Annotated in this window: 23 protein-coding genes and 1 tRNA gene; 6 read left to right on the top strand and 18 right to left on the bottom strand. The window is 71.7% G+C overall.

Going from position 1 to position 25,368, the window contains the following annotated elements; translation table 11 throughout:
- The first annotated feature begins 49 nt into the window (after positions 1 to 49).
- A complete protein-coding gene (locus QWJ41_RS02235; RefSeq protein ID WP_302705542.1) occupies positions 50 to 856 on the top strand; it encodes an alpha/beta fold hydrolase in 807 nt (268 codons plus the stop codon).
- Positions 857 to 1,085: 229 nt separating this feature from the next.
- Here QWJ41_RS02235 and QWJ41_RS02230 read toward each other — a convergent pair.
- Positions 1,086 to 1,168 (bottom strand) — tRNA-Tyr (locus tag QWJ41_RS02230).
- A 151-nt stretch (positions 1,169 to 1,319) separates the two neighbouring features.
- On the opposite strand from QWJ41_RS02230, the gene QWJ41_RS02225 reads away from it, so the two are divergent.
- From QWJ41_RS02225 to rarD, 4 genes are all read left to right on the top strand, one after another.
- Complete coding sequence (locus QWJ41_RS02225; protein ID WP_302705541.1) at positions 1,320 to 1,811, top strand: YajQ family cyclic di-GMP-binding protein; 492 nt, start codon at positions 1,320 to 1,322, stop codon at positions 1,809 to 1,811.
- Positions 1,812 to 2,003: 192 nt separating this feature from the next.
- Complete coding sequence (locus QWJ41_RS02220; protein ID WP_302705540.1) at positions 2,004 to 3,974, top strand: 2-oxoacid:acceptor oxidoreductase subunit alpha; 1,971 nt, start codon at positions 2,004 to 2,006, stop codon at positions 3,972 to 3,974.
- On the top strand, positions 3,971 to 5,095 hold the full coding sequence (locus QWJ41_RS02215) for a 2-oxoacid:ferredoxin oxidoreductase subunit beta (RefSeq protein ID WP_439117294.1): 1,125 nt from the start codon (positions 3,971 to 3,973) through the stop codon (positions 5,093 to 5,095). The genes QWJ41_RS02220 and QWJ41_RS02215 overlap by 4 nt, the downstream gene beginning before the upstream one ends.
- A 9-nt stretch (positions 5,096 to 5,104) precedes the next feature.
- Positions 5,105 to 6,013: an EamA family transporter RarD gene (gene rarD / locus QWJ41_RS02210; RefSeq protein WP_302705539.1), complete on the top strand. Its 909-nt coding sequence runs from the start codon at positions 5,105 to 5,107 to the stop codon at positions 6,011 to 6,013.
- A gap of 79 nt (positions 6,014 to 6,092) precedes the next feature.
- Here rarD and QWJ41_RS02205 read toward each other — a convergent pair whose 3' ends face one another.
- From QWJ41_RS02205 to QWJ41_RS02125, 17 genes are all read right to left on the bottom strand, one after another.
- Positions 6,093 to 6,464: a hypothetical protein gene (locus QWJ41_RS02205; protein WP_302705538.1), complete on the bottom strand. Its 372-nt coding sequence runs from the start codon at positions 6,462 to 6,464 to the stop codon at positions 6,093 to 6,095.
- A gap of 139 nt (positions 6,465 to 6,603) precedes the next feature.
- Positions 6,604 to 7,626, bottom strand: coding sequence for a polyprenyl synthetase family protein (locus QWJ41_RS02200; RefSeq protein WP_302705537.1), 1,023 nt, complete (start codon positions 7,624 to 7,626; stop codon positions 6,604 to 6,606).
- Positions 7,623 to 9,209: an NADH-quinone oxidoreductase subunit NuoN gene (gene nuoN / locus QWJ41_RS02195; RefSeq protein WP_302705536.1), complete on the bottom strand. Its 1,587-nt coding sequence runs from the start codon at positions 9,207 to 9,209 to the stop codon at positions 7,623 to 7,625. The genes QWJ41_RS02200 and nuoN overlap by 4 nt, the downstream gene beginning before the upstream one ends.
- Positions 9,209 to 10,798 (bottom strand): NADH-quinone oxidoreductase subunit M, encoded by a 1,590-nt coding sequence (locus tag QWJ41_RS02190; protein ID WP_302705535.1) that lies wholly within the window; start codon positions 10,796 to 10,798, stop codon positions 9,209 to 9,211. The genes nuoN and QWJ41_RS02190 overlap by 1 nt, the downstream gene beginning before the upstream one ends.
- Entirely contained in the window at positions 10,798 to 12,729 is a 1,932-nt protein-coding gene (gene nuoL, locus QWJ41_RS02185; RefSeq protein WP_302705534.1) for an NADH-quinone oxidoreductase subunit L, read from the bottom strand. The genes QWJ41_RS02190 and nuoL overlap by 1 nt, the downstream gene beginning before the upstream one ends.
- A 13-nt stretch (positions 12,730 to 12,742) precedes the next feature.
- Positions 12,743 to 13,045, bottom strand: coding sequence for an NADH-quinone oxidoreductase subunit NuoK (gene nuoK / locus QWJ41_RS02180; RefSeq protein WP_302705533.1), 303 nt, complete (start codon positions 13,043 to 13,045; stop codon positions 12,743 to 12,745).
- Positions 13,045 to 13,908: an NADH-quinone oxidoreductase subunit J gene (locus QWJ41_RS02175; protein ID WP_302705532.1), complete on the bottom strand. Its 864-nt coding sequence runs from the start codon at positions 13,906 to 13,908 to the stop codon at positions 13,045 to 13,047. Before QWJ41_RS02175 ends, nuoK begins: the two co-directional genes overlap by 1 nt.
- A complete protein-coding gene (gene nuoI, locus QWJ41_RS02170; RefSeq protein ID WP_302705531.1) occupies positions 13,905 to 14,495 on the bottom strand; it encodes an NADH-quinone oxidoreductase subunit NuoI in 591 nt (196 codons plus the stop codon). Before nuoI ends, QWJ41_RS02175 begins: the two co-directional genes overlap by 4 nt.
- Position 14,496: 1 nt before the next feature.
- Positions 14,497 to 15,783: an NADH-quinone oxidoreductase subunit NuoH gene (gene nuoH / locus QWJ41_RS02165; protein WP_302705530.1), complete on the bottom strand. Its 1,287-nt coding sequence runs from the start codon at positions 15,781 to 15,783 to the stop codon at positions 14,497 to 14,499.
- A complete protein-coding gene (locus QWJ41_RS02160; protein WP_302705529.1) occupies positions 15,780 to 18,233 on the bottom strand; it encodes an NADH-quinone oxidoreductase subunit G in 2,454 nt (817 codons plus the stop codon). Before QWJ41_RS02160 ends, nuoH begins: the two co-directional genes overlap by 4 nt.
- Positions 18,230 to 19,540, bottom strand: a complete 1,311-nt coding sequence (nuoF, locus tag QWJ41_RS02155; RefSeq protein WP_302705528.1) for an NADH-quinone oxidoreductase subunit NuoF — start codon at positions 19,538 to 19,540, stop codon at positions 18,230 to 18,232. The genes QWJ41_RS02160 and nuoF overlap by 4 nt, the downstream gene beginning before the upstream one ends.
- Before the next feature lies 1 nt (position 19,541).
- Complete coding sequence (gene nuoE, locus QWJ41_RS02150; RefSeq protein ID WP_302705527.1) at positions 19,542 to 20,330, bottom strand: NADH-quinone oxidoreductase subunit NuoE; 789 nt, start codon at positions 20,328 to 20,330, stop codon at positions 19,542 to 19,544.
- Positions 20,327 to 21,706, bottom strand: a complete 1,380-nt coding sequence (locus tag QWJ41_RS02145) for an NADH-quinone oxidoreductase subunit D (RefSeq protein ID WP_302705526.1) — start codon at positions 21,704 to 21,706, stop codon at positions 20,327 to 20,329. The genes nuoE and QWJ41_RS02145 overlap by 4 nt, the downstream gene beginning before the upstream one ends.
- Positions 21,706 to 22,380, bottom strand: a complete 675-nt coding sequence (locus QWJ41_RS02140; protein ID WP_302705673.1) for an NADH-quinone oxidoreductase subunit C — start codon at positions 22,378 to 22,380, stop codon at positions 21,706 to 21,708. Before QWJ41_RS02140 ends, QWJ41_RS02145 begins: the two co-directional genes overlap by 1 nt.
- Before the next feature lie 104 nt (positions 22,381 to 22,484).
- On the bottom strand, positions 22,485 to 23,039 hold the full coding sequence (locus QWJ41_RS02135; protein ID WP_302705525.1) for a NuoB/complex I 20 kDa subunit family protein: 555 nt from the start codon (positions 23,037 to 23,039) through the stop codon (positions 22,485 to 22,487).
- Positions 23,040 to 23,068: 29 nt separating this feature from the next.
- Entirely contained in the window at positions 23,069 to 23,428 is a 360-nt protein-coding gene (locus QWJ41_RS02130; RefSeq protein WP_302705524.1) for an NADH-quinone oxidoreductase subunit A, read from the bottom strand.
- A gap of 185 nt (positions 23,429 to 23,613) precedes the next feature.
- On the bottom strand, positions 23,614 to 24,303 hold the full coding sequence (locus QWJ41_RS02125; protein WP_302705523.1) for a demethylmenaquinone methyltransferase: 690 nt from the start codon (positions 24,301 to 24,303) through the stop codon (positions 23,614 to 23,616).
- Positions 24,304 to 24,429: 126 nt separating this feature from the next.
- On the opposite strand from QWJ41_RS02125, the gene QWJ41_RS02120 reads away from it, so the two are divergent.
- Positions 24,430 to 25,329, top strand: a complete 900-nt coding sequence (locus QWJ41_RS02120; protein ID WP_302705522.1) for a L,D-transpeptidase family protein — start codon at positions 24,430 to 24,432, stop codon at positions 25,327 to 25,329.
- Positions 25,330 to 25,368: the final 39 nt, after the last annotated feature.

The following is a 25,368-nucleotide window of genomic DNA, read 5'->3' as shown; positions in this document are numbered from 1 at the left end:
ACGGGGTACGGGTCCGGCGTCCACTCCCCACCCGCAGCCAGGAGCCCCCGTGGAGCAGCGAACGACGACCCTCGACGACAGCCCGGTGCGATGGCTCGAGCACGGCGAGGGACGACCGGTCGTCCTCGTGCACGGGATCCCCACCTCGCCCGCGCTCTGGCGACGGGTGATGCCCCTCGTCGAGGGGCGCACGCTGGCGGTCGAGATGCTCGGCTACGGGGCCAGCATCGGTGATGCCGACGCCCACGACATCGGCCTGTCGAGCCAGGCCGACCGGTTGCTCTCCTGGCTCGACGCGCTGGAGCTCGACGGCGCGGTCCTGGTCGGGCACGACCTCGGCGGAGGAGTCGCCCAGATCGCCGCCACCCGGGCGCCCGACCGGTTTTCGGGACTCGTCCTGACCAACGCGGTCTGCTACGACTCCTGGCCGATCCCCAGCGTGAAGATGATGCGGGCCGTCTCCGGTGTGCTGCGGCACCTGCCGGGCCCGGCCATGTACCCGGCCTTCGTCCAGCTGCTGCTGCGCGGCCACGACGACGTCGGCACGGCGCGCGAGGCGATCAGGACGCACTGGCGCCCCTACACGGTCCACGGCGCCGCGCGGAGCCTGATGCGCCAGGTGGACGCCCTCGACGTGGGGAACACGATCGCCGTGGCCAGGCAGCTGTCGACGCTGCAGCTGCCCGCCCGGGTCGTGTGGGGCGACGCGGACCGGTTCCAGAAGGTCTCGTACGGCGAGCGGCTGGCCGCCGACCTCGGGACGACCCTGACCCGCATCCGGGGCGGCAAGCACTTCACCCCGGAGGACCACCCCGACGTCGTCGCCGGCGCCGTCAACGACCTCCTCGGCCGGTGAGCGGCGCGGGGCGGTGCCGGGGTCGTGCAGCCGGTCCGCTCAGGCGCTGAGGGCGAGGTCGGCCTGCACAGCCCCGGCCTACGGCGAGGGGGCGCTGGCGCACAGCGCCTCCACGGAGGGGGTGTTCAGGCGCCCGCGACAGCCCGAGCCGCCGACCTGCTGGTCCCACTCGCGCACGAGAAGGGCCCCCGGTCGGCGTGACGCCGGCCGGGGGCCCTGTGCACCTCTGTGGCAGATGAAGGATTCGAACCTTCGAAGGCAAAAGCCGACGGATTTACAGTCCGCTCCCATTGGCCGCTCGGGCAATCTGCCGGGTGCTGTCGTGCGGGCGTTTGGCCACGCGACAACGAGACGAAACAATAGCGCAGCCCCCGGGTGCGACCGCAAACCGCCGGGACACCCCCGCGCAGGCGACCCCTCGCACCCCGACCAGACCGCTACGACCGAGAACCAGGTGGACCCCATGGCCGACTCGTCCTTCGACATCGTCTCCAAGATCGACCGCCAGGAGGTCGACAACGCGCTCGGGCAGACCGCCCGCGAGATCTCGACCCGCTTCGACTTCAAGGGCACCGGCGCGAGCATCGAGTGGTCCGGCGAGCACGCGATCGAGATCACCGCCTCCGCCGACGACCGCGCCAGCGCGGTGCTCGACGTCTTCAAGGGCAAGCTCGTCAAGCGCGACGTGTCGCTGAAGGTGCTCGACGCCTCCGAGCCGCGCCCCTCGGGCCAGCAGTCGAAGATCTCGATCGCGCTCAAGGAGGGCATCTCCTCCGAGGACGCCAAGAAGGTCTCCAAGCTGATCCGCGACGAGGGCCCCAAGGGCGTCAAGGCGCAGATCCAGGGCGACGAGCTGCGGGTCTCCTCCAAGAAGCGCGACGACCTCCAGGAGGTCATCTCGCTGGTCAAGTCGCAGGACTACGACTTCGCGGTGCAGTTCACCAACTACCGCTGACAGCACATTCCGGCCGTCCTCGCGGACGAGGTCCGCTCCTCGGCCGAGACGGGCCGGGCTACCGCCCCGCCGTACAGTAGAAGGCGTCCGGCGAGCCCGGAAACACGGAGAACTAGAACAGGTTCTCATTCCGACATACCCCGAGTATGCTCGGCCGGTCTGTCCGCGCAGCGATCACAGGAGTGGCACCTCGTGTCCGAGAACACCAAGCAGGTCAAGCAGCTCGACCGCGTCATCATCCGCTTCGCGGGCGACTCCGGCGACGGCATGCAGCTGACCGGCGACCGGTTCACCGCCGAGTCGGCCTCCTTCGGCAACGACCTGGTGACGCTGCCCAACTTCCCCGCCGAGATCCGGGCCCCCCAGGGCACGCTCCCGGGCGTCAGCTCCTTCCAGGTCCACTTCGCCGACCACGACATCCTCACCCCCGGCGACGCCCCCGACGTGCTGGTGGCGATGAACCCGGCCGCTCTCAAGGCCAACCTGGGCGACCTGCCCAAGGGCGCGACGATCATCGTCGACACCCACGACTTCTCCGCGCGCAACCTGACCAAGGCCGGCTACGACGCCAACCCGCTCGACCTGCTCGAGACGCCGGGCTCCGAGCTCGACGGCTTCAACGTGCACCCGGTCGACCTGACCGGCATCACCGTGGGCGCGGTCAAGGAGTTCGGGCTCTCGCGCAAGGACGCCGCCCGGGCCAAGAACATGTTCGCGCTAGGCCTGCTGTCGTGGATGTACGGCCGCCCCACCGAGGGCACCGAGACGTTCCTGGCCCGCAAGTTCGCCAAGGACGCCGCGGTGCGCGACGCCAACCTCACGGCCTTCCGCGCCGGCTGGAACTTCGGCGAGACCACCGAGACCTTCGTGGTCCGCTACGAGGTCAAGCCGGCCCCGATGTCGGCCGGCACCTACCGCAACATCACCGGCAACCTGGCGCTCTCCTACGGCCTGGTGGCCGCGGGCGTGCAGTCGGGCCTGCCGCTCTTCCTGGGCTCCTACCCGATCACCCCGGCCAGCGACATCCTCCACGAGCTGAGCAAGCACAAGGGCTTCGGTGTCACCACCTTCCAGGCCGAGGACGAGATCGCCGGCGTCGGCGCCGCCATCGGCGCCTCCTTCTCGGGCGCGCTCGGCGTCACCACGACCTCCGGGCCCGGTGTCGCCCTGAAGTCCGAGGCCATCGGCCTGGCCGTGATGACAGAGCTCCCGCTGCTGGTCGTCGACGTCCAGCGCGGCGGGCCCTCGACCGGCCTGCCCACCAAGACCGAGCAGGCCGACCTGCTGCAGGCGATGTTCGGGCGCAACGGCGAGGCGCCGGTGCCGATCGTGGCGCCCCAGTCGCCCGGCGACTGCTTCGACGCCGCCATCGAGGCCGCGCGGATCGCCATCACCTACCGCACCCCGGTGATGCTGCTCTCCGACGGCTACCTGGCCAACGGCTCCGAGCCCTGGCGGATCCCCGAGGTCGCCGACCTGCCGGTCATCGACCCGGCGTTCGCGACCGCGACCAACCACACCTCGACCAGCACCGCCAAGGACGGCACGGTCACCGAGACCGAGGAGTTCTGGCCCTACCTGCGCGACGAGGAGACCCTGGCCCGGCCCTGGGCCGTGCCCGGCACCGCCGGCCTCGAGCACCGCATCGGCGGCCTCGAGAAGGGCGAGGGCCACGGCAACATCTCCTACGACCCGGCCAACCACGAGCTGATGGTGCGCACCCGCCAGGCCAAGGTCGACCGGATCGCCGACTCGCTGCCGCCGCTCGAGGTCGACGACCCCTCGGGCCGGGCCAAGGTGCTGGTGCTCGGCTGGGGCTCGACCTACGGCCCGATCGGCGCCGGCGTGCGCCGCGTGCGCCGCGCCGGTTACGACGTCGCGCAGACCCACCTGCGCCACCTCAACCCGTTCCCGAAGGACCTCGGCGAGATCCTCGCCCGCTACGACAAGGTCCTCGTGCCCGAGATGAACCTCGGCCAGCTCTCGATGCTGCTGCGCGCGAAGTACCTCGTCGACGCCGTCGGCCACCACCAGGTCAACGGCATGCCCCTCAAGGCCGCCGAGCTCGCCCAGGTCATCGGCGAGCTCGTCGCCGAGGCCGAGGGCATCCCCGCCGACCAGCTCGACCTCTCCGTCGCGACCAGCCAGGAGGTCCACCAGTGACGCTCACCTCGAACCGCGCCGACCTGCCCACCCCGGGCCTGCGCTCGGGCACCGAGTCGGTGCCCACCACCGACCAGCCGCAGACCGGCAAGGACTTCACCTCCGACCAGGAGGTGCGCTGGTGCCCCGGGTGCGGCGACTACGCCGTGCTCAAGGCCGTGCAGTCGTTCCTGCCCGACCTCGGGCTGCGCCGGGAGAACATCGTCTTCGTCTCGGGCATCGGCTGCTCGAGCCGCTTCCCCTACTACCTCGACACCTACGGGATGCACTCGATCCACGGCCGCGCGCCGTCGATCGCCACGGGCATCGCCACGGCCCGCGAGGACCTGTCGGTCTGGGTCGTCACCGGCGACGGCGACGCGCTCTCGATCGGCGGCAACCACCTCATCCACGCGCTGCGCCGCAACGTCAACATGACGATCCTGCTCTTCAACAACCGCATCTACGGCCTGACCAAGGGCCAGTACTCCCCCACCTCCGAGGCCGGCAAGGTCACCAAGTCGACCCCGATGGGCTCGGTCGACCACCCGTTCAACCCGGTCTCGCTGGCGCTCGGCGCCGAGGCGTCGTTCGTGGCGCGCACCATCGACTCCGACCGCAAGCACCTCACCGAGGTGCTGGCCGCGGCCGCCGCCCACCGCGGCACCTCGCTGGTCGAGATCTACCAGAACTGCCCGATCTTCAACGACGGCGCCTTCGACGCGATCAAGGACCGCGACACCAAGGCCGACGCGATCATCCCTCTGGTGCACGGCGAGCCGATCACCTTCGGCGTGCCGACCGAGGACGGACGCGCCACCAAGGGCGTGGCCCACGACCCGGCCACCGGCGGCGTGCGCGTCGTCGAGGTGGGCGACGGCGAGGGCCAGCTGTCCGAGAGCGAGCTGCTGGTCCACGACGCCCACAACCCCGACCCTTCGGTCGCGTTCGCGATCAGTCGGCTCACCGACGCGGGCTACCTGCACACCAGCCCGATCGGGATCTTCCGCCAGGTCGAGCGCGCGACGTACGACGACGAGGCGCGCGCCCAGCTCGCCACCGCGGGTGCCTCGAGCGACGCCGACCCGGCCGAGCGTCTCAGCGCGCTGATCACCGGCGCCGACACCTGGACGGTCGTCTAGCCTCCTCTCGTGGCCGAGTCCCGCCGCGGTGTCCTGCTCGGGGCAGCGGCCTACCTGATGTGGGGAGCCTTCCCCCTCTACTTCCCCCTGCTCGAACCCGCCGGCTCGCTCGAGATGCTCGGGCACCGGGTGGTGTGGTCGGCCGTCACGATGGTGGTCGTGGTGCTGGCGCTGAGCCAGCTCGCGGCGCTGCGGGCGCTGCTGGCCGACCCGCGACGCACGCGGCTGCTGCTCGCGGCCGCCGTGACCATCACCGTCAACTGGGGCGTCTACATCTACGGCGTCACCCACGACCGGGTGGTCGAGACGGCGCTGGGCTACTACATCAACCCCCTGGTCACGGTGCTGATGGGCGTGCTGCTGCTCGGTGAGCGGATGCGGCGCCTGCAGGTCGTCGCGCTCGGCGTGGCCGCGGTGGCCGTGGCGGTGCTCACCGTTGGCTACGGCCGCCCGCCCTGGGTGGCGATGGCGCTGGCGCTGTCCTTCGGCACCTACGGGCTCCTGAAGAAGACGGCCAACGCCGGCGCGGTGCCCAGCCTGACCCTCGAGACCCTCTTCATCGCACCCGTGGCCCTGGCCTACCTGGCGTTCCTGGGCAGCAGCGGCGCGGCCGAGTTCGGCGACAACGGGCTCGTGCACGCGCTCCTGCTGACCACGACCGGCGTGGTGACCGCGGTGCCGCTGCTGTGCTTCGGCGCGGCCGCCACCCGCATCCCGCTGACCACCATCGGGCTGATGCAGTACCTCACCCCGACGCTGCAGTTCCTGCTCGGGGTCCTCTACTTCCGCGAGGACATGCCCGCGGCGAGGTGGATCGGCTTCGTGCTGGTGTGGGTGGCGCTGGTGATCTTCACGTTCGAGGCCCTGCGGCACCGGCGCCGCCAGCTGCGGCTGACCGTCGCCGCGGCCGTCGGCTGACGCGCTCCGCTCGCCGGGACGTCATACGTCTCGCACGGACGGACGTCCCGCCCGTACGACGTCCTGCGGGCCGGAGGGCTCAGTCGTGTGCCAGCCAGACCGCGGCACCAGGACACTCAGCCTCGACATCGACTTCGCCGGGTCTCCCCGAGGGGGCCGTCTCGCCGCCACCGACCTGGAGCCGGTCGCCCACGCTGTACTCGCCGTCGTCGGGGACGGAGATGGTCACGGGGTCCTCGCCCACGACCTCCGTCCCGTGCGGCCAGATGACGACGTAGGAGGCAGCCGCCTCCTCGGACTCGAGTCCGAGACAACCGTCGAGGACGGCCACCCGACCCGACAGCAGCGCCTCCATCCCCTCCTGGGATCGCTCGCCGACGAGCACCGTCACGTCGCCGGCGGTGACGACGTCCGAGCCGCCGCACCCGGCCAGGAGGGCCGGCAGGGCCATGGTCGCAGCGACCGTCGTCGCGGTTCGGAGCTGCGGTCGTCGTCCCCGAGGCATGCGGCGAGTCTGCACCGGCTGGTTGGGCAATGACCAGCACTCCGACGTCCCGCCCGTACGACGTCCTGCAGGGCCCGGGCGGGGCTCAGCCGGTGCGGACGGCCACGAGGTCGGCGAAGGCCTCCAGGGCCTCGCGCACGGGGCCGGCGGGCAGCACGCCGAGGTGGCCCTTGGCCTCCTGGGCCTGCGCGACGACGTAGGCGCGGGCCTGGTCCATCGCCGGGTGGGCGCGCAGCAGCCCCAGGGTCTCGGCGAGGGCGGCGTCGTCGGTGAGGTCGGCGTCGAGCAGCTCGAGCAGGCGTACGTCGGCGGGGTCGCTCGACCCGGCGGCGCTCGCGCGTGCCATCAGCACCGGCAGCGTCGGCACGCCCTCGCGCAGGTCGGTGCCGGGGGTCTTGCCGGACTCGTCGGTCTCGGATGCCACGTCGAGGATGTCGTCGGAGAGCTGGAAGGCGGCGCCGACGATCTCGCCGTAGGCGGCCAGCGCCTCCTCGACCTCGCGGGGGGCGCCGCTGAAGCGGGCGCCGTAGCGCGCCGAGGTGGCGATCAGCGACCCGGTCTTGCCGGCGACCACGTCGAGGTAGTGCCACAGCGGGTCCTCGTCGGGGCCGGGCGTGACGGTCTCGAGGATCTGGCCCTCGACGAGCCGGGTGAAGGTCTCGGCCTGGATGCGCACCGCGTCGGCGCCCAGGCGGGCGGTCAGCTCGGAGGAGCGGGCGAAGAGGAAGTCACCGGTGAGGATGGCCACCAGGTTGTCCCAGCGGGCGTTGGCCGAGTCGGCGCCGCGGCGCAGGTCGGCCTCGTCCATCACGTCGTCGTGGTAGAGCGAGCCCACGTGGGTGATCTCGACGACGCAGGCCGCCGTGAGCACCTCCTCGCAGCCCGGCTCGGGGCCGGTCTCGGCGGCCAGCAGCACCAGCAGCGGCCGGAACCGCTTGCCGCCGGCCGACATCAGGTGTGCCGCGGCCTCGGAGACGTACTTCGTGCGGCCCTGGACGTAGCCGGCCAGCAGCTCCTCGATGGTGTCGAGACGCTGCTGCAGGCGCGCGGCCAGGGCCTCGTCGGTGACGGGCAGCGCCAGGTTGGCCAGGGGCGGGGTCGAGCTCACCTGATGAATTGTCCGGCATCGGCCGCGAGGTCGAGCACCGGGCCCGGCACCACGCCGAGCGCCAGGGTGCCCACCACACCGACCACGATGACCGCGGTCGTCAGCGGCGACGGCGTGGTCACCGAGGCGACCTCGCCCTCGGGCACCGCGAAGTACATGACACGGATCAGGCGGATGTAGAAGAACACCGACACCACGCTCGCCGCGATCGCCACCAGCACCACCGGCCAGGCTCCCGCCGCCAGCGCGACGGTGAAGACCGCCCACTTGCCGGTGAAGCCGGCGGTCAGCGGGATGCCGGCCATCGAGAGCAGGAAGAACGCGAACGCACCGGCCACCAGCGGCGAGCGCGCACCCAGGCCGGCCCAGCGCTCCATCGCGCTCGCCTCGCCCGAGGAGTCGCGCACCAGGGTGACCACCGCGAAGGCACCGACCGTGGCGAAGCTGTAGGTGAGCAGGTAGAAGAGCACCGACTGCAGCGAGGTGACCTGGCCCTCGGCCAGCGCGGAGGCGCCCTGGACGCCGAGCACGCCGGTGAGCAGGAAGCCGGTGTGCGCGATCGCCGAGTAGGCCAGCATCCGCTTCACGTCGGTCTGCACGATGGCCAGCACGGCCCCGACCAGCATGGTCAGGATCGCGACCACCCACAGCATCGGCTGCCACGACCAGCGCTCGGCGCCGAAGGCGACGTAGAGCAGGCGCAGGATCGCGCCGAACGCCGCGATCTTGGTGCCGGCGGCCATGAAGGCGGTCACCGCGGTGGGGGCGCCCTGGTAGACGTCGGGCGTCCAGGCCTGGAACGGCACCGCACCGACCTTGAAGAGCAGGCCGACCATCAGCATCCCGATGCCCACGAGCAGCAGGCCGCGGTTCTCGGTGTCGTTGCGCACCGCCTCGTCGATGGCCGCGAAGCTCATAGAGCCGGCGAAGCCGTAGACCAGCGCGACGCCGTAGAGGAAGAAGCCGGAGGAGAAGGCGCCGAGCAGGAAGTACTTCAGCGCGGCCTCCTGGCTCAGCAGGCGGCGGCGACGCGCCAGCCCGGCCAGCAGGTAGAGCGGCAGCGAGAGCACCTCGAGGGCCACGAACAGCGTCAGCAGGTCGGCGGCGGCCGGGAAGAGCATCATGCCCGTGACCGCGAACATCAGCAGCGGGTAGACCTCGGTGTGGTCCAGCGCCTGGGTACGACGCTCGGCCTCGGTGCCCGGGAGGGCCGCGGCCTGGCCGGCGAAGGCGGAGACCCCGCTCTCGAGGCGGCGCTCGGCGAAGAGCGCGACCCCGGTGAGCGCGAAGACCAGCAGCATCCCCCACAGGAAGACGGTGGGCCCGTCGACGGCCACGGCGCCCGCGGCGCCGAAGAGGCCGCGCGCGGCGCCACCCTCGGTGACCTCGAGGTCCATGCCGACCAGGACGGTGCCGACAAGCGCGGCGAGCAGGCCGGCGACGGCCAGCACGAGCTGGACGACGTGGCGCCGACCGCGGGGCAGGAAGGCCTCGGCGAGCACGCCCAGGCAGGCCACGCCGAAGACGACGAAGAGCGGCCAGATGCTGCCGTACTCCATCAACGGCTGGGTGAACTCGCCCATCAGTTCTCGCCCTCCTCGGCGGTGTCGGAGTCGCTGTGGGCCTCGGCCTCGGCCGGGGCACCCACCTCCGGCGGGTCGTCGCTGACGCCCACCTGCTCGAGCAGCTCACCGACGTAGGGGTCGGCGGCCTCCATCAGGGGCATCGGGTAGAAGCCGAAGAGCACCAGACCCACGAAGAGCGGGGCCACGGCGACCAGCTCGCGGGTGGACAGGTCGCGGCTCGTGCGCACGCCCGCCGCGACCGGCTCGACGGTCGGCCCGGTCATCGTGCGCTGGTACATCCACAGGGCGTAGATGGCCGCCAGCACGATGCCGGTGACGGCGACCGCGCCGACGTACCAGGCGTAGTCGAAGGCCGCGATGATCACCAGCATCTCGGAGACGAAGGTGCTCAGGCCCGGCAGGCCCAGCGCGGCCAGGCCGGCGACCAGGAAGAGCCCGGCCAGCACCGGCGTGACCTTCTCGGCCCCGCCCATCTCGCGGATCGAGGCGGTGCCCCGGCGCGAGACGACGTAGCCGGCGACCAGGAACAGCGCCGCGGTGCCGAGGCCGTGGTTGACCATGTAGAGGATCGAGCCGGTGCCGCCCTGGCTGGAGAAGACGAAGATGCCCAGGGTGATGAAGCCGAAGTGGCTCAGCGACGTCAGGCCGATCAGGCGCATCAGGTCGTCCTGGCCGATCGCGACCAGCGCGCCGTAGACGATCGAGACCAGCGCGAGCACCACGACCAGCGGGGTGGCCCACTGGGAGGCCTCGGGGAACAGGCCCAGGCAGAAGCGCAGCATCCCGAAGGTGCCGATCTTGTCGAGCACGCAGACCAGCAGCACCGCGGTGCCCGGCGTCGCGCGCTCGGTGGTGTCGGCCAGCCAGGTGTGCACCGGGAAGAGCGGTGCCTTGATCGCGAAGGCGATGAAGAAGGCCGCGAAGAGCCAACGACCAGCAGCGGTGTCGATGTCGAGGGCGGCCAGGTCGGAGAGCAGGTACGACGGCGTGCCCTCCTGGGCCGAGACGACGTACAGGCCGATGACGCCACCGAGCAGCACCAGGCCACCGGCGAGCTGGAACATCAGGAACTTCACCGCGGCGGCGCTGCGCCCGGCGCGGCCGAAGCCACCGATGAGGAAGTAGGCCGGGATCAGGGTCGCCTCGAAGACGACGTAGAAGAGGAACACGTCGGTGGCCAGGAAGACCGCCAGCGAGAGCGCCTCGAGGGCCAGGGTCCAGGCCACGAACGCCGCCGGGGAGCCTTGGGCGCCACCGTCGAGGTAGCCCTCGTCGTCGCGCCAGGAGGCCAGCAGCACGACCGGCACCAGGACCACGGTCAGCAGCACCAGCAGCAGGCCGAGGCCGTCGACGCCCAGGGCGTAGTGCACCCCGAAGGCGCTGATCCAGTCGTGGGTCTCGGTGAGCTGCATGCCGCCGTCGACGTCGTACTGCAGCGCGACCGCGACGGCGAGCGCCAGGGTGCCCAGCGAGACGCCGAGGCCGACCTGCTTGGTCAGCGCGGCCGAGCCGCGCACGAAGGGCACCGCCACCGCGCCCACGAGGGGCAGCAGGACGAGCAGGCTGAGCCAGGGGACGTCGGACATCAGAGGTTCACCACCAGGAGCGCAGCGAGGACGAGGACGACCCCGCCGACGACGGAGAGGGCGTAGGAGCGCACGAAGCCGTTCTGGACCTTGCGCAGCTGGGCACCGAGCGCGGCGGTGACGCCGGCGCTGCCGGTGAACAGCCCGTCGACCAGGCTCCGGTCACCGCGGGTGAGCCCCGCGGTGGCGTGCCGGCCGGGGTTGATCACCAGGGTCTCGTTGATGGTGTCGCCGTAGAGGTCCGCGCGGGCGGCGCGGGTGGCGAACGAGACGTCCTGGGGCGCGGTGACCGGCACCGGCCGCTTGCCGACGAGCAGCCACGCGGTGGCCACACCGGCCGCGACGACGGCCAGGACCAGCAGGGTGATCACGATCGCCGGCACCGGCGGCTCGTGCTTGGGGGCGGTGCCCACGACCGGGGAGAGCCAGTCGACGATCCAGTGGCCCAGGTAGAGCAGGCCGCCGAGCACCGACAGCGCGGCCAGCACGACCAGCGGGCCGGTCATCACCGAGGGCGACTCGTGCGGGTGCACGTCGTCCTTCCAGCGCTTCTCGCCGAAGAAGGTCATCAGCATCAGCCGGGTCATGTAGAAGCCGGTGACGCCGGCGCCGATGAGCGCGCCGATGCCCGCGACCGGGCTCTCGATCAGCGCGGTCTCGATGATCTTGTCCTTGGACCAGAAGCCCGAGAAGCCCGGGAAGCCGATGATCGCCAGGTAGCCCATGGCGAAGGTCAGGAACGTCACCGGCATCGCCTTGCGCAGCGCGCCGTAGCGGCGCATGTCGACGTCGTCGTTCATGCCGTGCATCACCGAGCCGGCGCCCAGGAACATGTTGGCCTTGAAGAAGCCGTGGGTGATGAGGTGGAAGATCGCGAAGGCGTAGCCGTACACACCCAGGCCGGCGGCCAGCATCATGTAGCCGATCTGGCTCATCGTGGAGCCGGCCAGCGCCTTCTTGATGTCGTCCTTGGCGCAACCGATCACCGCACCCCACAGCAGCGTGACCGTGGCGACCACGACCACCGCGGTCTGGGCGTGCGGGGCGAGCTCGAAGACGAAGTTGGAGCGCACCACCAGGTAGACGCCCGCGGTGACCATGGTCGCGGCGTGGATCAGCGCGGAGACGGGGGTCGGGCCCTCCATCGCGTCGAGCAGCCACGACTGCAGCGGCACCTGGGCGGACTTGCCGCAGGCCGCGAGCAGCAGCAGCAGGCCCAGCGCGGTGAGCACGCCGTCGCTGGCGCCCGAGGCGTTGGCGCTGATGACGGTGAAGCTGGTCGAGCCGAAGGTCACGAAGAACAGCGCGATGCCCAGGCTCAGCCCGATGTCGCCGACCCGGTTGACCACGAAGGCCTTCTTGGCCGCGGCGGCCGCCGAGGGCTTGTGCTGCCAGAAGCCGATCAGCAGGTAGGAGGCCAGGCCGACGCCCTCCCAGCCCAGGAACAGGCCGAGGTAGTTCTCGCTGAGCACCAGCATCAGCATCGCCGCGACGAAGAGGTTGAGGTAGGCGAAGAACCGGCGCCGGCGCGGGTCGTGCTCCATGTAGCCGATCGAGTAGACGTGGATCAGCGATCCGACGCCGGTGATCAGCAGCAGGAACAGCACCGACAGCGGGTCGAGGAGCAGGTCGATGGAGACCGTGAGGTCACCGACGCGGATCCAGTCGTAGAGGTGCTGGACGACCTGGCGCTGGCCCTCCTCGCGACCGAGCATCGAGACGAAGAGCACCAGGCTGAGCACGAACGAGCCGACCGCGGTCAGCGTGCCGAGCCAGTGCCCCCACGCGTCGGTACGCCGCCCGCCCAGCAGCAGGATCGTGGCGCCGGCCAGCGGCAGCGCGATCACCAGCCACAGCAGCGAGAAGACGCCGTCGGCGCCCAGGGGATCGACCACGGGGATGGACGCGCCACCCTCGGACAAGAGAAACATCTGCGACGGGCTCCTAGTACTTCAGCAGGCTCGCGTCGTCGACCGAGGCCGAGCGACGAGTCCGGAAGATGGTCATGATGATGGCGAGCCCGACCACGACCTCGGCGGCGGCCACGACCATCACGAAGAAGGCGGCGACCTGCCCGTCGAGGTTGCCGTGCTGCTTGGCGAAGGCCACCAGCGCGAGGTTGCAGGCGTTCAGCATCAGCTCGACGCTCATGAACACCACGATGGCGTTGCGGCGGGTGAGCACACCGACCGAGCCGATCGTGAACAGGATCGTGCTGAGCACGATGTAGGGGGTGACGTCGTCCATCACTCGTCTCCCTCGGGCCAGTCGTCGCCCTGGGGGCGGGTGTCGGGGTTCTCGGTGTTGTAGCCGCCGCCGGCCGAGGTGTCGGTCGCGCTGCCGGAGCCGCCGGAGATGCCGCCGACGTCACCGAGGGTGCGCTGCACGTCCTCGACGTCGCCGAGCGCGGGGGCCGAGCGCACGGTGCCGCGCGCGGCCAGCACCCGCGAGACCGAGTCGGTGGCCGGGGTGCCGTCGGGCAGCAGCGCCGGGGTGTCGACCGCGTTGTGGCGGGCGTAGACGCCGGGCGAGGGCAGCGGGCCGAGGTGGCGCCCGCTGGTGCCGTACTCCTGCATGCGGCGCGCGGCCATCGCCCGCTGGCCCTCCTTGGGCTCGAGGCGCTCGCGGTGGGCCAGCAGCATCGCGCCCAGGGCGGCGGTGATCAGCAGCGCGGCGGTGGCCTCGAAGGAGAGCACGTAGCGCGAGAAGAGCAGGTCGGCCAGGCCCTCGATGTTGCCGCCGGCGTTGGCCGCGCCCATCCCGACCATGGTGCCCAGCGAGATCTGGGCGACCACGACGACCAGCAGCACACCCATCACCAGGCCGCCGGTGATGGCCAGCAGGCGCTGGCCGCGGATCGTCTCGACGACCGAGTCGGCCGCGTCGACGCCGACCAGCATCAGCACGAAGAGGAAGAGCATCAGGATCGCGCCGGTGTAGACGATGATCTGCACCGCGAAGAGGAAGGGCGCCTCGAGGGTCAGGTAGAGCACCGCGAGGCTGATCATCACCACGGCCAGCAGCAGCGCCGAGTGCACCGCGCGGCGCACCAGCACCACGCCGAGCGCGGCGATGACCATGAGGGGCGCGAGGACCCAGAAGGCGATCACTTGGCACCCTCCGCGCTGGTGCCGGGCGCCGGGGCGGCGTACTGGCCCCGGTAGTAGTCGGTCTCGTCGTCGCCGAGCAGCATCGCGTGCGGCGGCTGCTCCATGCCCGGCAGCAGCGGGGCGAGCAGGTCGGACTTCTCGTAGATCAGGCTCTCGCGGGTGGAGTCGGCCAGCTCGTACTCGTTGGTCATCGTCAGCGCGCGCGTCGGGCAGGCCTCGATGCACAGCCCGCACAGGATGCAGCGCAGGTAGTTGATCTGGTAGACGCGGCCGTAGCGCTCACCGGGGCTGAAGCGGCCCGACCCGTCGGGCGAGCCGGGCTCGTCGGCGTTGGAGGCGCCCTCGACGTAGATCGCGTCGGCCGGGCAGGCCCAGGCGCACAGCTCGCACCCGATGCACTTCTCCAGCCCGTCGGGCCAGCGGTTGAGCTGGTGACGGCCGTGGAAGCGCGGCGCGGTCGGCTGCTTCTCGAAGGGGTACTGCTCGGTGACGACCTTGCGGAACATGGTGCGGAACGTGACCCCGAAACCCGCGATGGGGTCCCAGAACTGCTCCTTCATGCTCTTGGCGCCGGGGGACTCAGCCATGTCAGCTCTCCTCGGAGGCACCGTGGGTCACGGTGGCCTGCGTGCGGGACGGGAACGTGAGCGGGGCGGCGGCGCCGCGCTGGGCACCTCCGCTCGGCATCGGCGGGACGGGGTAGGCGCCGGTGGGTGCGGTGTGGATGTCCTCGACCGGCTCGCCGGTCTCCTCGGGCCCGAAGAAGCCCCACAGCAGGATCAGCGCCAGCAGCACGCCGCCACCGATCAGGATCTCCTGGGTGCCCAGCTCGTAGGCGGTGGAGACGTAGCGCATGGTGGCGACCAGGACGACCCAGACCAGCGCGGCCGGGATCAGCACCTTCCAGCCCAGGTCCATGAACTGGTCGTAGCGCATCCGGGGCAGGGTGCCGCGCAGCCAGATGAAGAAGAAGATGAAGAGCAGCATCTTGCCGAAGAACCAGATCAGCGGCACGTAGCCCTCGTTGGCGCCGGCCCAGATCTCGTCGATCCAGAACGGGGCGCGCCAGCCGCCGAGGAACAGCGTCGTGGCCAGCGCCGAGACGGTCGCCATGTTGATGTACTCGCCGAGGAAGAACAGCGCGAACTTCAGCGAGGAGTACTCGGTGTGGAAGCCGCCCACCAGCTCGCCCTCGGCCTCGGGGAGGTCGAAGGGGGCGCGGTTGGTCTCGCCGATCATCGAGATCACGTAGATCACGAAGGAGGGGAAGAGGATCGCGCCGAACCACCAGTCCTCCTGGGCGGCGACGATCTCGGAGGTCGACAGCGAGCCGGCGTAGAGGAAGACCGCGACCAGGGCCAGGCCCATCGCGACCTCGTAGGAGATCATCTGCGCGCTCGAGCGCAGCCCGCCCAGCAGCGAGTACGTCGACCCGCTGGACCAGCCGCCGAGCACGATGCCGTAGATGCCGATCGAGGCGATCGCCATCACGAAGAGCACCGCCACCGGCATGTCGGTCAGCTGCAGCGGGGTGCGCTCGCCGAACATCGTCACCTCGGGTCCGAAGGGGATCACCGAGAAGGTCACGAAGGCCGGGATCACCACCAGCACCGGGGCGAGGACGAAGACGACCTTGTCGGCCGCCTTGGGGATGATGTCCTCCTTCAGCGCCAGCTTCACGCCGTCGGCCAGCGACTGCAGCAGGCCGAAGGGGCCGTGCACGTTGGGGCCGATGCGGTGCTGCATGCGCGCCACGACGCGCCGCTCCCACCAGATGTTGAACAGCGTCAGCAGCACGAGGACGACGAAGATGAGCACGGCCTTGACCAGCACCAGCCACCAGACGTCCTGGCCGAAGAGGGGCAGTTCGTTCACAGCGAGGCTCCCTTCAGGCGCACGCGGCTGCCCGGCGAGGCCAGGCGTTCGAGGACGGAGGTCCCGAAGGAGGCCATCGGCACCCAGACGACGTCGTCGACCATGCCGGGCACCTGCTCGACGGGCAGGGTCAGCTCGCCGCGGTCGCCCACGACGGTGACGTGCTCGCCCGAGAGCGAGGCGGCGGCGTACGTCGCGGGGCTCACGCGGGCCACGGCGGGGCGGGCCGTGGCGGCGTAGTGCTTGTCGCCGGCCTGCATGACGCCGTCGTCGACGAGCTGCTTCCAGGTGGAGAGCGCCAGGCCCTCGCCGGAGGCGGCACCGGTCGCGCCGGCCGCCCGCATGGCGGGGCGATCGCCGTCCCAGGCACCGAGGTCGCTCATCTCGGCGCGGGCCTCGTCGACGGTGCGGAAGCCCAGGGCGGCGCCGTGGCCGGCCGCAGCCAGCTCCTCGGAGATGCCGGCGAGGACCCGCAGGTCGGGCAGGGCCGAGGGGCTGGGCAGCACCGCCTCGAAGGGACGCGTTCGGCCCTCCCAGTTGATGAACGTGCCGGCCTTCTCGACGGCCGCGGCGACCGGGAAGACCACGTCGGCGACGCGGGTCACCTCGGTCTCGCGCAGGTCGAGGGCGACCACGAAGGAGGCGGCCTCGAGAGCGGCCCGGGTGGCGGCCGGGTCGGTGGTGTCGGCGGGGTCGACTCCCCCGACGACCAGGCCGCGGACCTCGCCGGCGACGAGCGCGGCGACGATCGCGTCGGCGTCGCGGCCGGGCTGCTCGGGCAGCGAGGCGACGCCCCACGAGGCGGCGGCATCGACCCGGGCGGTGGCGTCGGAGACCGGGCGGCCACCGGGCAGCAGGCCGGGCAGGCAGCCGGCCTCGACGGCCCCGCGGTCACCGGCGCGGCGAGGCACCCAGGCCAGCCGGGCGCCGGTGCGCGCGGCCAGGTCGGCGGCCGCGGTCAGCGCGCCGGGCGAGGTCGCCAGGCGCTCGCCGACCAGCACGACCGTGGTCGCGTCGACCCCGTGCTCGGCGTGCTCGACCATCGCCGCCAGGGCGTCGGCCTCGGCGCCGGGCGCGGTGGGCACCAGGTGCGCGGAGAGCTTGCCCAGCCCGCGGGTCAGGTACGGCGCCACCGCGAGCACGCGGGTGCCGTGGCGGGCGGCGCGACGCAGGCGCAGGAACACCGCGCCCGCCTCGTCCTCGGGCTCCAGGCCGGCCAGCACCACGGTGGCCGCGGACTCCAGGTCGGCGTAGGTGACCGCCCCGGCGCCGGGGGTGCCCAGCGCGACGTGGGCGGCGAGGAACTGCTCCTCCTCCGCGGAGTGCGGGCGGGCCCGGAAGTCGATGTCGTTGGTGCCGAGCGAGACCCGGGCCAGCTTGGCGTAGGCGTAGGCGTCCTCGGTGCTGATCCGGCCACCGGTGAGCACCGCGGAGGCGCCCGCGGCGGCGAGGCCACGGGCGGCCACGGCGAAGGCCTCGGGCCACGAGGCGGGGCGCAGCGAGCCGTCGCCGCCGTCCTCGACCCGGTCGCGCACCTGCGGGTAGCCCAGCCGGTCCTCGAGGGCGGCGTAGGTGAAGGCGAAGCGGTCCTTGTCGGTGATCCACTCCTCGTTGACCTCGGGGTCGTTGCCGGCCAGGCGGCGCATCACCTTGCCGCGGCGGTGGTCGACGCGGATCGCGGAGCCGCAGGCGTCGTGCTCGGCGACGCTGGGGGTGGAGACCAGGTCGAAGGGGCGCGAGCGGAAGCGGTAGGACTCCGAGGTCAGCGCGCCGACGGGGCAGATCTGGATGGTGTTGCCGGAGAAGTAGGACAGGAACGGAGCCGACTCGGCGATGCCGATCTGCTGCTGCGCGCCCCGCTCGACCAGCGCGATGAACGGGTCGCCGGCGATCTCCTCGGCGAAGCGGGTGCAGCGCTGGCACACGATGCAGCGCTCACGGTCGAGCAGCACCTGCGGGGAGAGGTTGATCGGCTTGGGGAAGGTCCGCTTCACGCCGCCGGAGGCGGTGAAGCGCGACTCGCCGCGTCCGTTGGACATCGCCTGGTTCTGCAGCGGGCACTCGCCGCCCTTGTCGCAGACCGGGCAGTCGAGCGGGTGGTTGACCAGCAGGAACTCCATCACGCCCTGCTGGGCCTTGTCGGCGGCCTCGCTGGTGGCCTGGGTGTTGACGACCATGCCGGGCGCGACCGGCAGGGTGCAGGAGGCCTGCGGCTTGGGGAAGCCGCGCCCGTTGCCGGCGTCGGGGACGTCGACCAGGCACTGGCGGCAGGCGCCGACCGGCTCGAGCAGCGGGTGGTCGCAGAAGCGCGGGATCTGCACCCCGACCTGCTCGGCGGCCCGGATCACCAGGGTGTCCTTGGGGACGCTGACCTCGATGCCGTCGATGGTCACCTGGACCAGATCGACGTCGCGCTCGGCGCCGGTGGTCGTCGCGGGGGTGGTCGTCATGCCTGTGCTCCAGCGGTGGCGAAGACGGTGGAGGCTGCGGGGTCGAAGGGGCAGCCGCCATGGGTCAGGTGGGCGAGGTACTCGTCGCGGAAGAACTTGATCGAGCTCGAGATCGGGCTGGTCGCGCCGTCACCGAGGGCGCAGAACGAGCGGCCCAGGATGTTGTCGCACTGGTCGAGGAGCAGGTCGAGGTCCTCCTCGCGGCCCTCCCCCTTCTCCAGGCGGGCCAGGGTCTGCACCAGCCACCACGTGCCCTCGCGGCACGGGGTGCACTTGCCGCACGACTCGTGCTTGTAGAACTCGGTCCAGCGCAGCACCGCGCGCACCACGCAGGTGGTCTCGTCGAAGAGCTGAAGCGCGCGGGTGCCGAGCATGGTGCCGGCCGCGGCCATCCCCTCGAAGTCGAGGGGCAGGTCGAGGTGCTCGGCGGTCAGCAGCGGGGTCGAGGAGCCGCCGGGGGTCCAGAACTTCAGCTCGTGCCCGGCGCGCATGCCGCCGGCCAGGTCGATGAGCTCGCGCAGCGTGATGCCCAGCGGCGCCTCGTACTGCCCGGGCCGGGTGACGTGGCCCGAGAGCGAGAAGATGCCGAAGCCCTTGGACTTCTCGGTGCCCATCGAGGCGAACCAGTCGGCGCCGTTGGCCACGATGGCCGGCACCGAGGCGATCGACTCGACGTTGTTGATCACGGTGGGGCTGGCGTAGAGCCCGGCCACCGCGGGGAACGGCGGGCGCAGCCGCGGCTGGCCGCGCCGGCCCTCGAGGCCCTCGAGCAGCGCGGTCTCCTCGCCACAGATGTAGGCGCCGGCACCGGCGTGCACCACGATGTCGAGGTCGTAGCCGCTGCCGTGGATGTCGGTGCCGAGGTGGCCGGCGGCGTACGCCTCGGCCACGGCCGCCTGCACCCGGCGGATCACGTGGAGCACCTCGCCGCGGATGTAGATGAACGCCTTGTTGGCGCGGATGGCGTAGGAGCTGATGATGACGCCCTCGACCAGCGTGTGCGGGCTGGCCATCATCAGCGGGATGTCCTTGCAGGTGCCCGGCTCGGACTCGTCGGCGTTGACGACGAGGTACTTGGGCTTGGGGTTGTCCTGCGGGATGAAGCCCCACTTCATGCCGGTGGGGAAGCCCGCGCCGCCGCGACCGCGCAGGCCGGAGTCCTTGACCGCGGTGATCACGTCGTCGGGGGCCATGCCCAGGGCGGTGCGCAGACCGGCGTAGCCGCCGTGCTCCTCGTAGGACGCCAGGGTCCAGGAGCGCTCGGCGCCCCAGTTGGCGGTGAGGACGGGGGTCAGGGTGTCGACCACGTCAGTTCGCCTCCTTCTTCTCGGCTGCGCTCTCGTCGCTGCCGCTCTCCGCCTCGACCGCAGCCGACTCGGCCTCCACGGAGGTGTCGGTGCGGCTCGCGGCCTGGGCGCCGTCGCCGGTGGGCTCGGTGCCGGTGGCGCCGGAGGCCTTCACGGCCGGGGCGCTCCAGCCGCGCTCCTGGGCGATCTGCAGGCCGACCAGCGAGGCGGGGCCCGCGCCCGGACCCTCGTCGACACGACCGTCGGGGAAGCCGGCCAGCACCCGCTCGGCCTCGCGCCAGGTGCACAGGCGCGGGCCGCGGGTCGAGGTGACCTCCTTGCCGGCGCGCAGGTCGTCGACCAGCGAGACCGCCGACTCCGGGGTCATGTTGTCCATGAACTCCCAGTTGACCATCATCACCGGCGCGTAGTCGCAGGCCGCGTTGCACTCGACGTGCTCGAGGGTGATCGAGCCGTCCTCGGTGGTCTCGTCGTTGCCGACGTCGAGGTGGTCCTTGAGCCGCTCGAAGATCTGGTCGCCGCCCATCACCGCGCACAGGGTGTTGGTGCACACCCCGACGTGGTAATCGCCGACCGGACGGCGCTTGTACATCGTGTAGAAGGTGGCCACGCCGCTGACCTCGGCGGCCGAGATGTCGAGGATCTCGGCGCAGGCCTCGATGCCCTCGGGGGTCACCCGGCCCTCGGTGGACTGCACCAGGTGCAGCATCGGCAGCAGGCCGGAGCGGGCCTCGGGGTAGCGCCCGGCGATCTCGCGCATCTCGTCGAGGGTGGTCTGCGACAGCGTCATCGGTCGACGCCTCCCATCACGGGGTCGATCGAGGCGATGGCCACGATGACGTCGGCGACCATGCCGCCCTCGCTCATCACGGACGTCGCCTGCAGGTTGGTGAACGACGGGTCGCGGAAGTGCGCCCGGAAGGGGCGGGTGCCGCCGTCGGAGACGACGTGGGCGCCCAGCTCGCCGCGCGGGGACTCCACCGGCACGTAGGCCTGGCCGACCGGGACCCGGAAGCCCTCGGTGACCAGCTTGAAGTGGTGGATCAGCCCCTCCATCGACTCGCCCATGATGTGGCGGATGTGGTCGAGGCTGTTGCCCATGCCGTCGGAGCCGATCGAGAGCTGGCTGGGCCAGGCGACCTTCTTGTCGGCGACCATGATCGGCGCGCCCTCGAGGGCGGCGAGCCGCTCGGCGGCCTGCTCGACGATCTTCAGCGACTCCCACATCTCGGCCAGGCGCACCCGGAAGCGGCCGTAGGCGTCGGCGGTGTCCCAGGTCTGCACGTCGAAGTCGTAGGTCTCGTAGCCGCAGTAGGGCTCGGACTTGCGCAGGTCCCAGGGGTAGCCGGTGGCGCGCAGCGGCGGCCCGGTCAGGCCCAGCGCGAGGCAGCCCTCGAGGTCGAGGTGGCCCACGCCCTCGAGGCGGCCCTTGAAGATCGGGTTGGCGTTGGCCAGCGCGGCGTACTCGGGCAGGCGCTTGCGCATCAGGTCGAGGAAGCCGCGGATCTCGTCGAGGGCACCCGGGGGGAGGTCCTGGGCGACGCCGCCGGGGCGGATGAACGCGTGGTTCATCCGCAGGCCGGTGATCAGCTCGAAGAGGTCGAGGACCAGCTCGCGCTCGCGGAAGCCGATGGTCATCACGGTCAGGGCGCCGAGCTCCATGCCGCCGGTGGCGATGGCCACCAGGTGCGAGGAGATGCGGTTGAGCTCCATCAGGAGCACCCGCATGACCTGCGCCTTCTCGGGCACGTCGTCCTCGATGTCGAGCAGCCGCTCGACGCCGAGCACGTAGCTGGCCTCGTTGTAGAACGGGGAGAGGTAGTCCATCCGGGTGCAGAACGTGACGCCCTGCGTCCAGGAGCGGAACTCCATGTTCTTCTCGATGCCGGTGTGCAGGTAGCCGATGCCGCAGCGGGCCTCGGTGACCGTCTCGCCCTCGAGCTCGAGGATCAGGCGCAGCACGCCGTGGGTGGAGGGGTGCTGGGGGCCCATGTTGACGACGACGCGCTCCTCGGCGCCCTCCTCCAGGCCCTCGGAGATGGAGTCCCAGTCCTGGCCGGAGACGGTGAAGACGCGCCCCTCGGTGGTCTCCTGGGTGCCGGCGTAGAGGTCCTGCTCGCCGGTGGTCGAGCCGGCGCCGGGGTCGGTGCCCGTGTTGCTAGCCATCAGTTGTACGACCTCCGCTGGTCGGGAGGCGGCACGGTGCCGCCCTTGTACTCCACGGGGATGCCACCCAGCGGGTAGTCCTTGCGCTGGGGGTGGCCCGGCCAGTCGTCGGGCATCAGGATGCGCGTGAGCGAGGGGTGGCCGTCGAAGACGATGCCGAACATGTCGTAGGCCTCGCGCTCGTGCCAGTCGGCGGTCGGGTAGACCGACACGACCGAGGGCACGTGCGGGTCGGCGTCGGGGGCCGTGGCCTCGACGCGGATCCGCCGGTTGTGGGTCATCGAGAGCAGGTGCATCACCACGTGCAGCTCGCGACCGGTGTCGTCGGGGTAGTGCACGCCGCTGACGCTCGAGCACAGCTCGAAGCGCAGCGCCTCGTCGTCGCGCAGCACGCGCGCGACGGTGAGCAGGTCCTCGCGGCGCACGTGGAAGGTGATCTCGCCGCGGTGCACGACCACGCTGCCCACGGCCTGCTCGACACCCGCGGCCCGGGTGGCGGCCTCGAGGGCGTCGGCGACCTCGTCGAACCAGCCGCCGTAGGGGCGCTGGGACGGTGCGGGGTAGGTGACGGCCGAGACCAGGCCGCCGTAGCCACTGGTGTCGCCGCTGCCGCGCACGCCGAACATGCCGTGGCGGGTGCCGACCTGGTGGACCTGGCCGGGCGCGGCCGGCAGGTTCTCGGGCGACTGCTCGACGGCGGGCTGGCCGGGGGTCTGCTCGGGACCCTCGGGCTCGGCCGAGGTCACGTCCTTCTCGACCTCGCGCTTGTCGTCGTCGCTCACCGCAGCAGGCCCTTCATGTCGGAGGTCGGCAGCGCGGTGAGGCGCTCGTTCTCGAGCTCCTCGATCTGGGCGGCGCGGTTGGCGCCCAGCTTGGTGGCCTGGACCTGGTCGTGCAGCTTGAGGATCGCGTCGATCAGCATCTCCGGGCGCGGCGGGCAGCCGGGCAGGTACATGTCGACGGGCACGACGTGGTCGACGCCCTGGACGATCGCGTAGTTGTTGAACATGCCGCCGGAGCTGGCGCACACACCCATGGCCAGCACCCACTTGGGCTCGGCCATCTGGTCGTAGATCTGGCGCAGGACCGGGGCCATCTTCTGGCTCACCCGGCCCGCGACGATCATCAGGTCGGCCTGGCGGGGGCTGGCCCGGAAGACCTCCATGCCGAAGCGGGCCATGTCGTACTTCGGGCCGCCGCTGGTCATCATCTCGATGGCGCAGCAGGCCAGGCCGAAGGTGGCGGGCCAGAACGAGGCCTTGCGCATGTAGCCGGCCACGCCCTCGACGGTCGTCAGCAGGACGCCGCTGGGGAGCTTCTCCTCGATACCCATGACTGGGTCCTTTCGCAGATGTGGTCCGGTCAGTCCCAGTCGAGCCCGCCGCGACGCCACTCGTAGGCGTAGGCGACGGTGATGTTGACCAGGAACAGCACGACGGCGAGCAGCCCGAAGCCGCCCAGGGCGTCGAAGTGCACCGCCCACGGCACCAGGAACATGATCTCGACGTCGAAGATGATGAAGGTCATCGCGACCGTGTAGAACTTCACCGGCACCCGGCCGCCGCCGACGGGCTGCGGGGTGGGGTCGATGCCGCACTCGTAGGAGTCGAGCTTGGCGCGGTTGTAGCGCTTGGGGCCGGTGAGCGTGCTGACGCCCACCGAGAAGATGGCGAAGCCGGCGGCCAGCGCGGCCAGCACCAGCACCGGGGTGTAGAGCTCCATCGCGATCCCTTCCTCCTACGTGCGCCACGCAGCCCGGGTTGTGACCTTGTGAACCGAATCACTAGTGGCGTGGGGCACAGTCTGCCACTCCCCCGCACGGGTGGCGACCCGGGGGGTGGGGCCGTGCTCGGGCCCGGGATCGGGGCCCTGACCTGGGCATTTAACGCACGTCGGCGTTGCGTAATTCAGGCGGTGGCGCGGTGCAGGGCGACGATGCCGCCCGAGAGGTTCTTCCACTCCACGCCGCTCCAGCCGGCCCCGGCCACGAGGTCGGCCAGCCCGGCCTGGTCGGGCCAGGCGCGGATCGACTCGGCCAGGTAGACGTAGGCGTCGGGGGCCGACGAGACGGCGCGGGCCACCGGCGGCAGCGCGCGCATCAGGTACTCGACGTACAGGGTGCGGAACGGCGACCAGGTCGGGTGGCTGAACTCGCAGACCACCAGGCGCCCGCCGGGGCGGGTGACCCGGCGCATCTCGGCCAGGCCGGCCGCGGGGTCGACGATGTTGCGCAGGCCGAAGGAGATGGTCACCGCGTCGAAGGTGTCGTCGGCGAAGGGCAGCCGGGTGCCGTCGCCGGCGGTGAAGGGCAGGTGCGGGCGCGCCTGCTTGCCCACCCGCAGCATCCCCAGGGAGAAGTCGCAGGGCACCACGGTGGCGCCGCGGTCGTGGAACGGCGCGCTGGAGGTGCCGGTGCCGGCGGCCAGGTCGAGCACCCGCTCGCCGGGGACCGGGGCCACGGCCTCGAGCACCTCGGTGCGCCAGCGGCGGTCCTGGCCCAGGGAGAGCACGTCGTTGGTCACGTCGTAGCGCTTCGCGACGGCGTCGAACATGCGTCGTACGTCGGTCGGCTGCTTGTCCAGGTCTGCTCGGGCCACGGTCGCAGCGTAGAGGCCCCCGACGAGGACGCTCGCGGGCGGGACGCAACCTTCCGCCCCGCTCGTGCGTCTCCCTGGTGTCACCACCACCGCCCGCGCGGCCCGCTGCACCCGGAAGGACCCCTCATGACGCACCCCACCCGCCTCGCGATCCTCGTCGCGCTCGTGCTGCTGCTGCCCGCGACGGCGTACGGCGCCGGGCTGGCCCAGGAGCGCTGGGCCGGCGGCGCGGAGCCCTCGACCCAGGGGGCTCCGGCCGTGGCCCAGCCCGCGCCGTCGCGCCGCGACGTCACCGAGCAGCCCGAGCGGCCCGCGCGCCCGGCGCGCCCCGCCCGGCAGCCGGTGGCGCCCGCCCCGGCCCCGATCGAGCCGGCGATGGTGCCGGGCCCGACGCTGCTCGGCCCCGGCGGCGAGGGCGAGGACGTGCGCGACCTGCAGGCCCGGCTGGCCCAGATCGGCTGGTTCTCCGCCGGCGTCACCGGCTTCTACGGCGAAGTGACCGCGGCCTCGGTGCGCGGCTTCCAGGCCAAGCGCGAGGTCCCGGTGACCGGCGAGGTCGACCGGCGCACCCTCGACCGGTTGCTGGCGATGACCCGCGAGCCCACGACCGACGAGCTGCACCCCGAGCGGGTCGTGGCCGCGGCGCCGGCCACCCTCGACCCGCGCTGCCTGGTCGGCACCGCGTTGTGCGTCGACAAGACCACCGCCACGCTGTCGTTCGTCGTCGACGGGCAGGTGCGCAGCACCCTCGACGCCCGCTTCGGCGGCGCCACGACGCCGACCCGCGAGGGGCTGTTCACGGTGCAGCGGATGAGCCGCGACCACGTCTCGAGCCTCTACGACACCTCGATGCCGTTCGCGATGTTCTTCTCCGGCGGCCAGGCCGTGCACTACTCCCCCGATTTCGCCGCCGTGGGGTACGCCGGCGCCTCGCACGGCTGCGTCAACATCCGCGACCACGCCGCGATCGCCGCGATCTACGACCAGGTCTCGATCGGCGACCGGGTCGTGGTGCACCGCAGCTGACCGGGCTGCGGTGCGGGTCCCGGGCCGTGAGGTCGCCCA

The sequence above is a fragment of the Nocardioides cremeus genome (assembly GCF_030518195.1).
In the GTDB taxonomy this organism is placed as follows: domain Bacteria; phylum Actinomycetota; class Actinomycetes; order Propionibacteriales; family Nocardioidaceae; genus Nocardioides; species Nocardioides cremeus.
Note: the sequence above shows the minus strand (reverse complement) of the source record. Positions and strands in the feature narration are given on the sequence as shown.

Excerpts from the sequence above, each read along its gene's own strand:
- QWJ41_RS02120 (WP_302705522.1), top strand. The coding sequence starts at position 24,430 with ATGACGCACCCCACCCGCCTCGCGATCCTCGTCGCGCTCGTGCTGCTG.
- nuoI (WP_302705531.1), bottom strand. The coding sequence starts at position 14,495 with ATGGCTGAGTCCCCCGGCGCCAAGAGCATGAAGGAGCAGTTCTGGGAC.
- nuoL (WP_302705534.1), bottom strand. The coding sequence starts at position 12,729 with ATGTTTCTCTTGTCCGAGGGTGGCGCGTCCATCCCCGTGGTCGATCCC.
- nuoE (WP_302705527.1), bottom strand. The coding sequence starts at position 20,330 with ATGACGCTGTCGCAGACCACCCTCGACGAGATGCGCGAGATCGCCGGG.
- QWJ41_RS02160 (WP_302705529.1), bottom strand. The coding sequence starts at position 18,233 with ATGACGACCACCCCCGCGACGACCACCGGCGCCGAGCGCGACGTCGAT.
- nuoK (WP_302705533.1), bottom strand. The coding sequence starts at position 13,045 with ATGGACGACGTCACCCCCTACATCGTGCTCAGCACGATCCTGTTCACG.
- QWJ41_RS02130 (WP_302705524.1), bottom strand. The coding sequence starts at position 23,428 with ATGGAGCTCTACACCCCGGTGCTGGTGCTGGCCGCGCTGGCCGCCGGC.
- QWJ41_RS02205 (WP_302705538.1), bottom strand. The coding sequence starts at position 6,464 with ATGGCCCTGCCGGCCCTCCTGGCCGGGTGCGGCGGCTCGGACGTCGTC.
- QWJ41_RS02135 (WP_302705525.1), bottom strand. The coding sequence starts at position 23,039 with ATGGGTATCGAGGAGAAGCTCCCCAGCGGCGTCCTGCTGACGACCGTC.
- QWJ41_RS02190 (WP_302705535.1), bottom strand. The coding sequence starts at position 10,798 with ATGTCCGACGTCCCCTGGCTCAGCCTGCTCGTCCTGCTGCCCCTCGTG.
- QWJ41_RS02225 (WP_302705541.1), top strand. The coding sequence starts at position 1,320 with ATGGCCGACTCGTCCTTCGACATCGTCTCCAAGATCGACCGCCAGGAG.
- QWJ41_RS02145 (WP_302705526.1), bottom strand. The coding sequence starts at position 21,706 with ATGGCTAGCAACACGGGCACCGACCCCGGCGCCGGCTCGACCACCGGC.
- nuoN (WP_302705536.1), bottom strand. The coding sequence starts at position 9,209 with ATGGGCGAGTTCACCCAGCCGTTGATGGAGTACGGCAGCATCTGGCCG.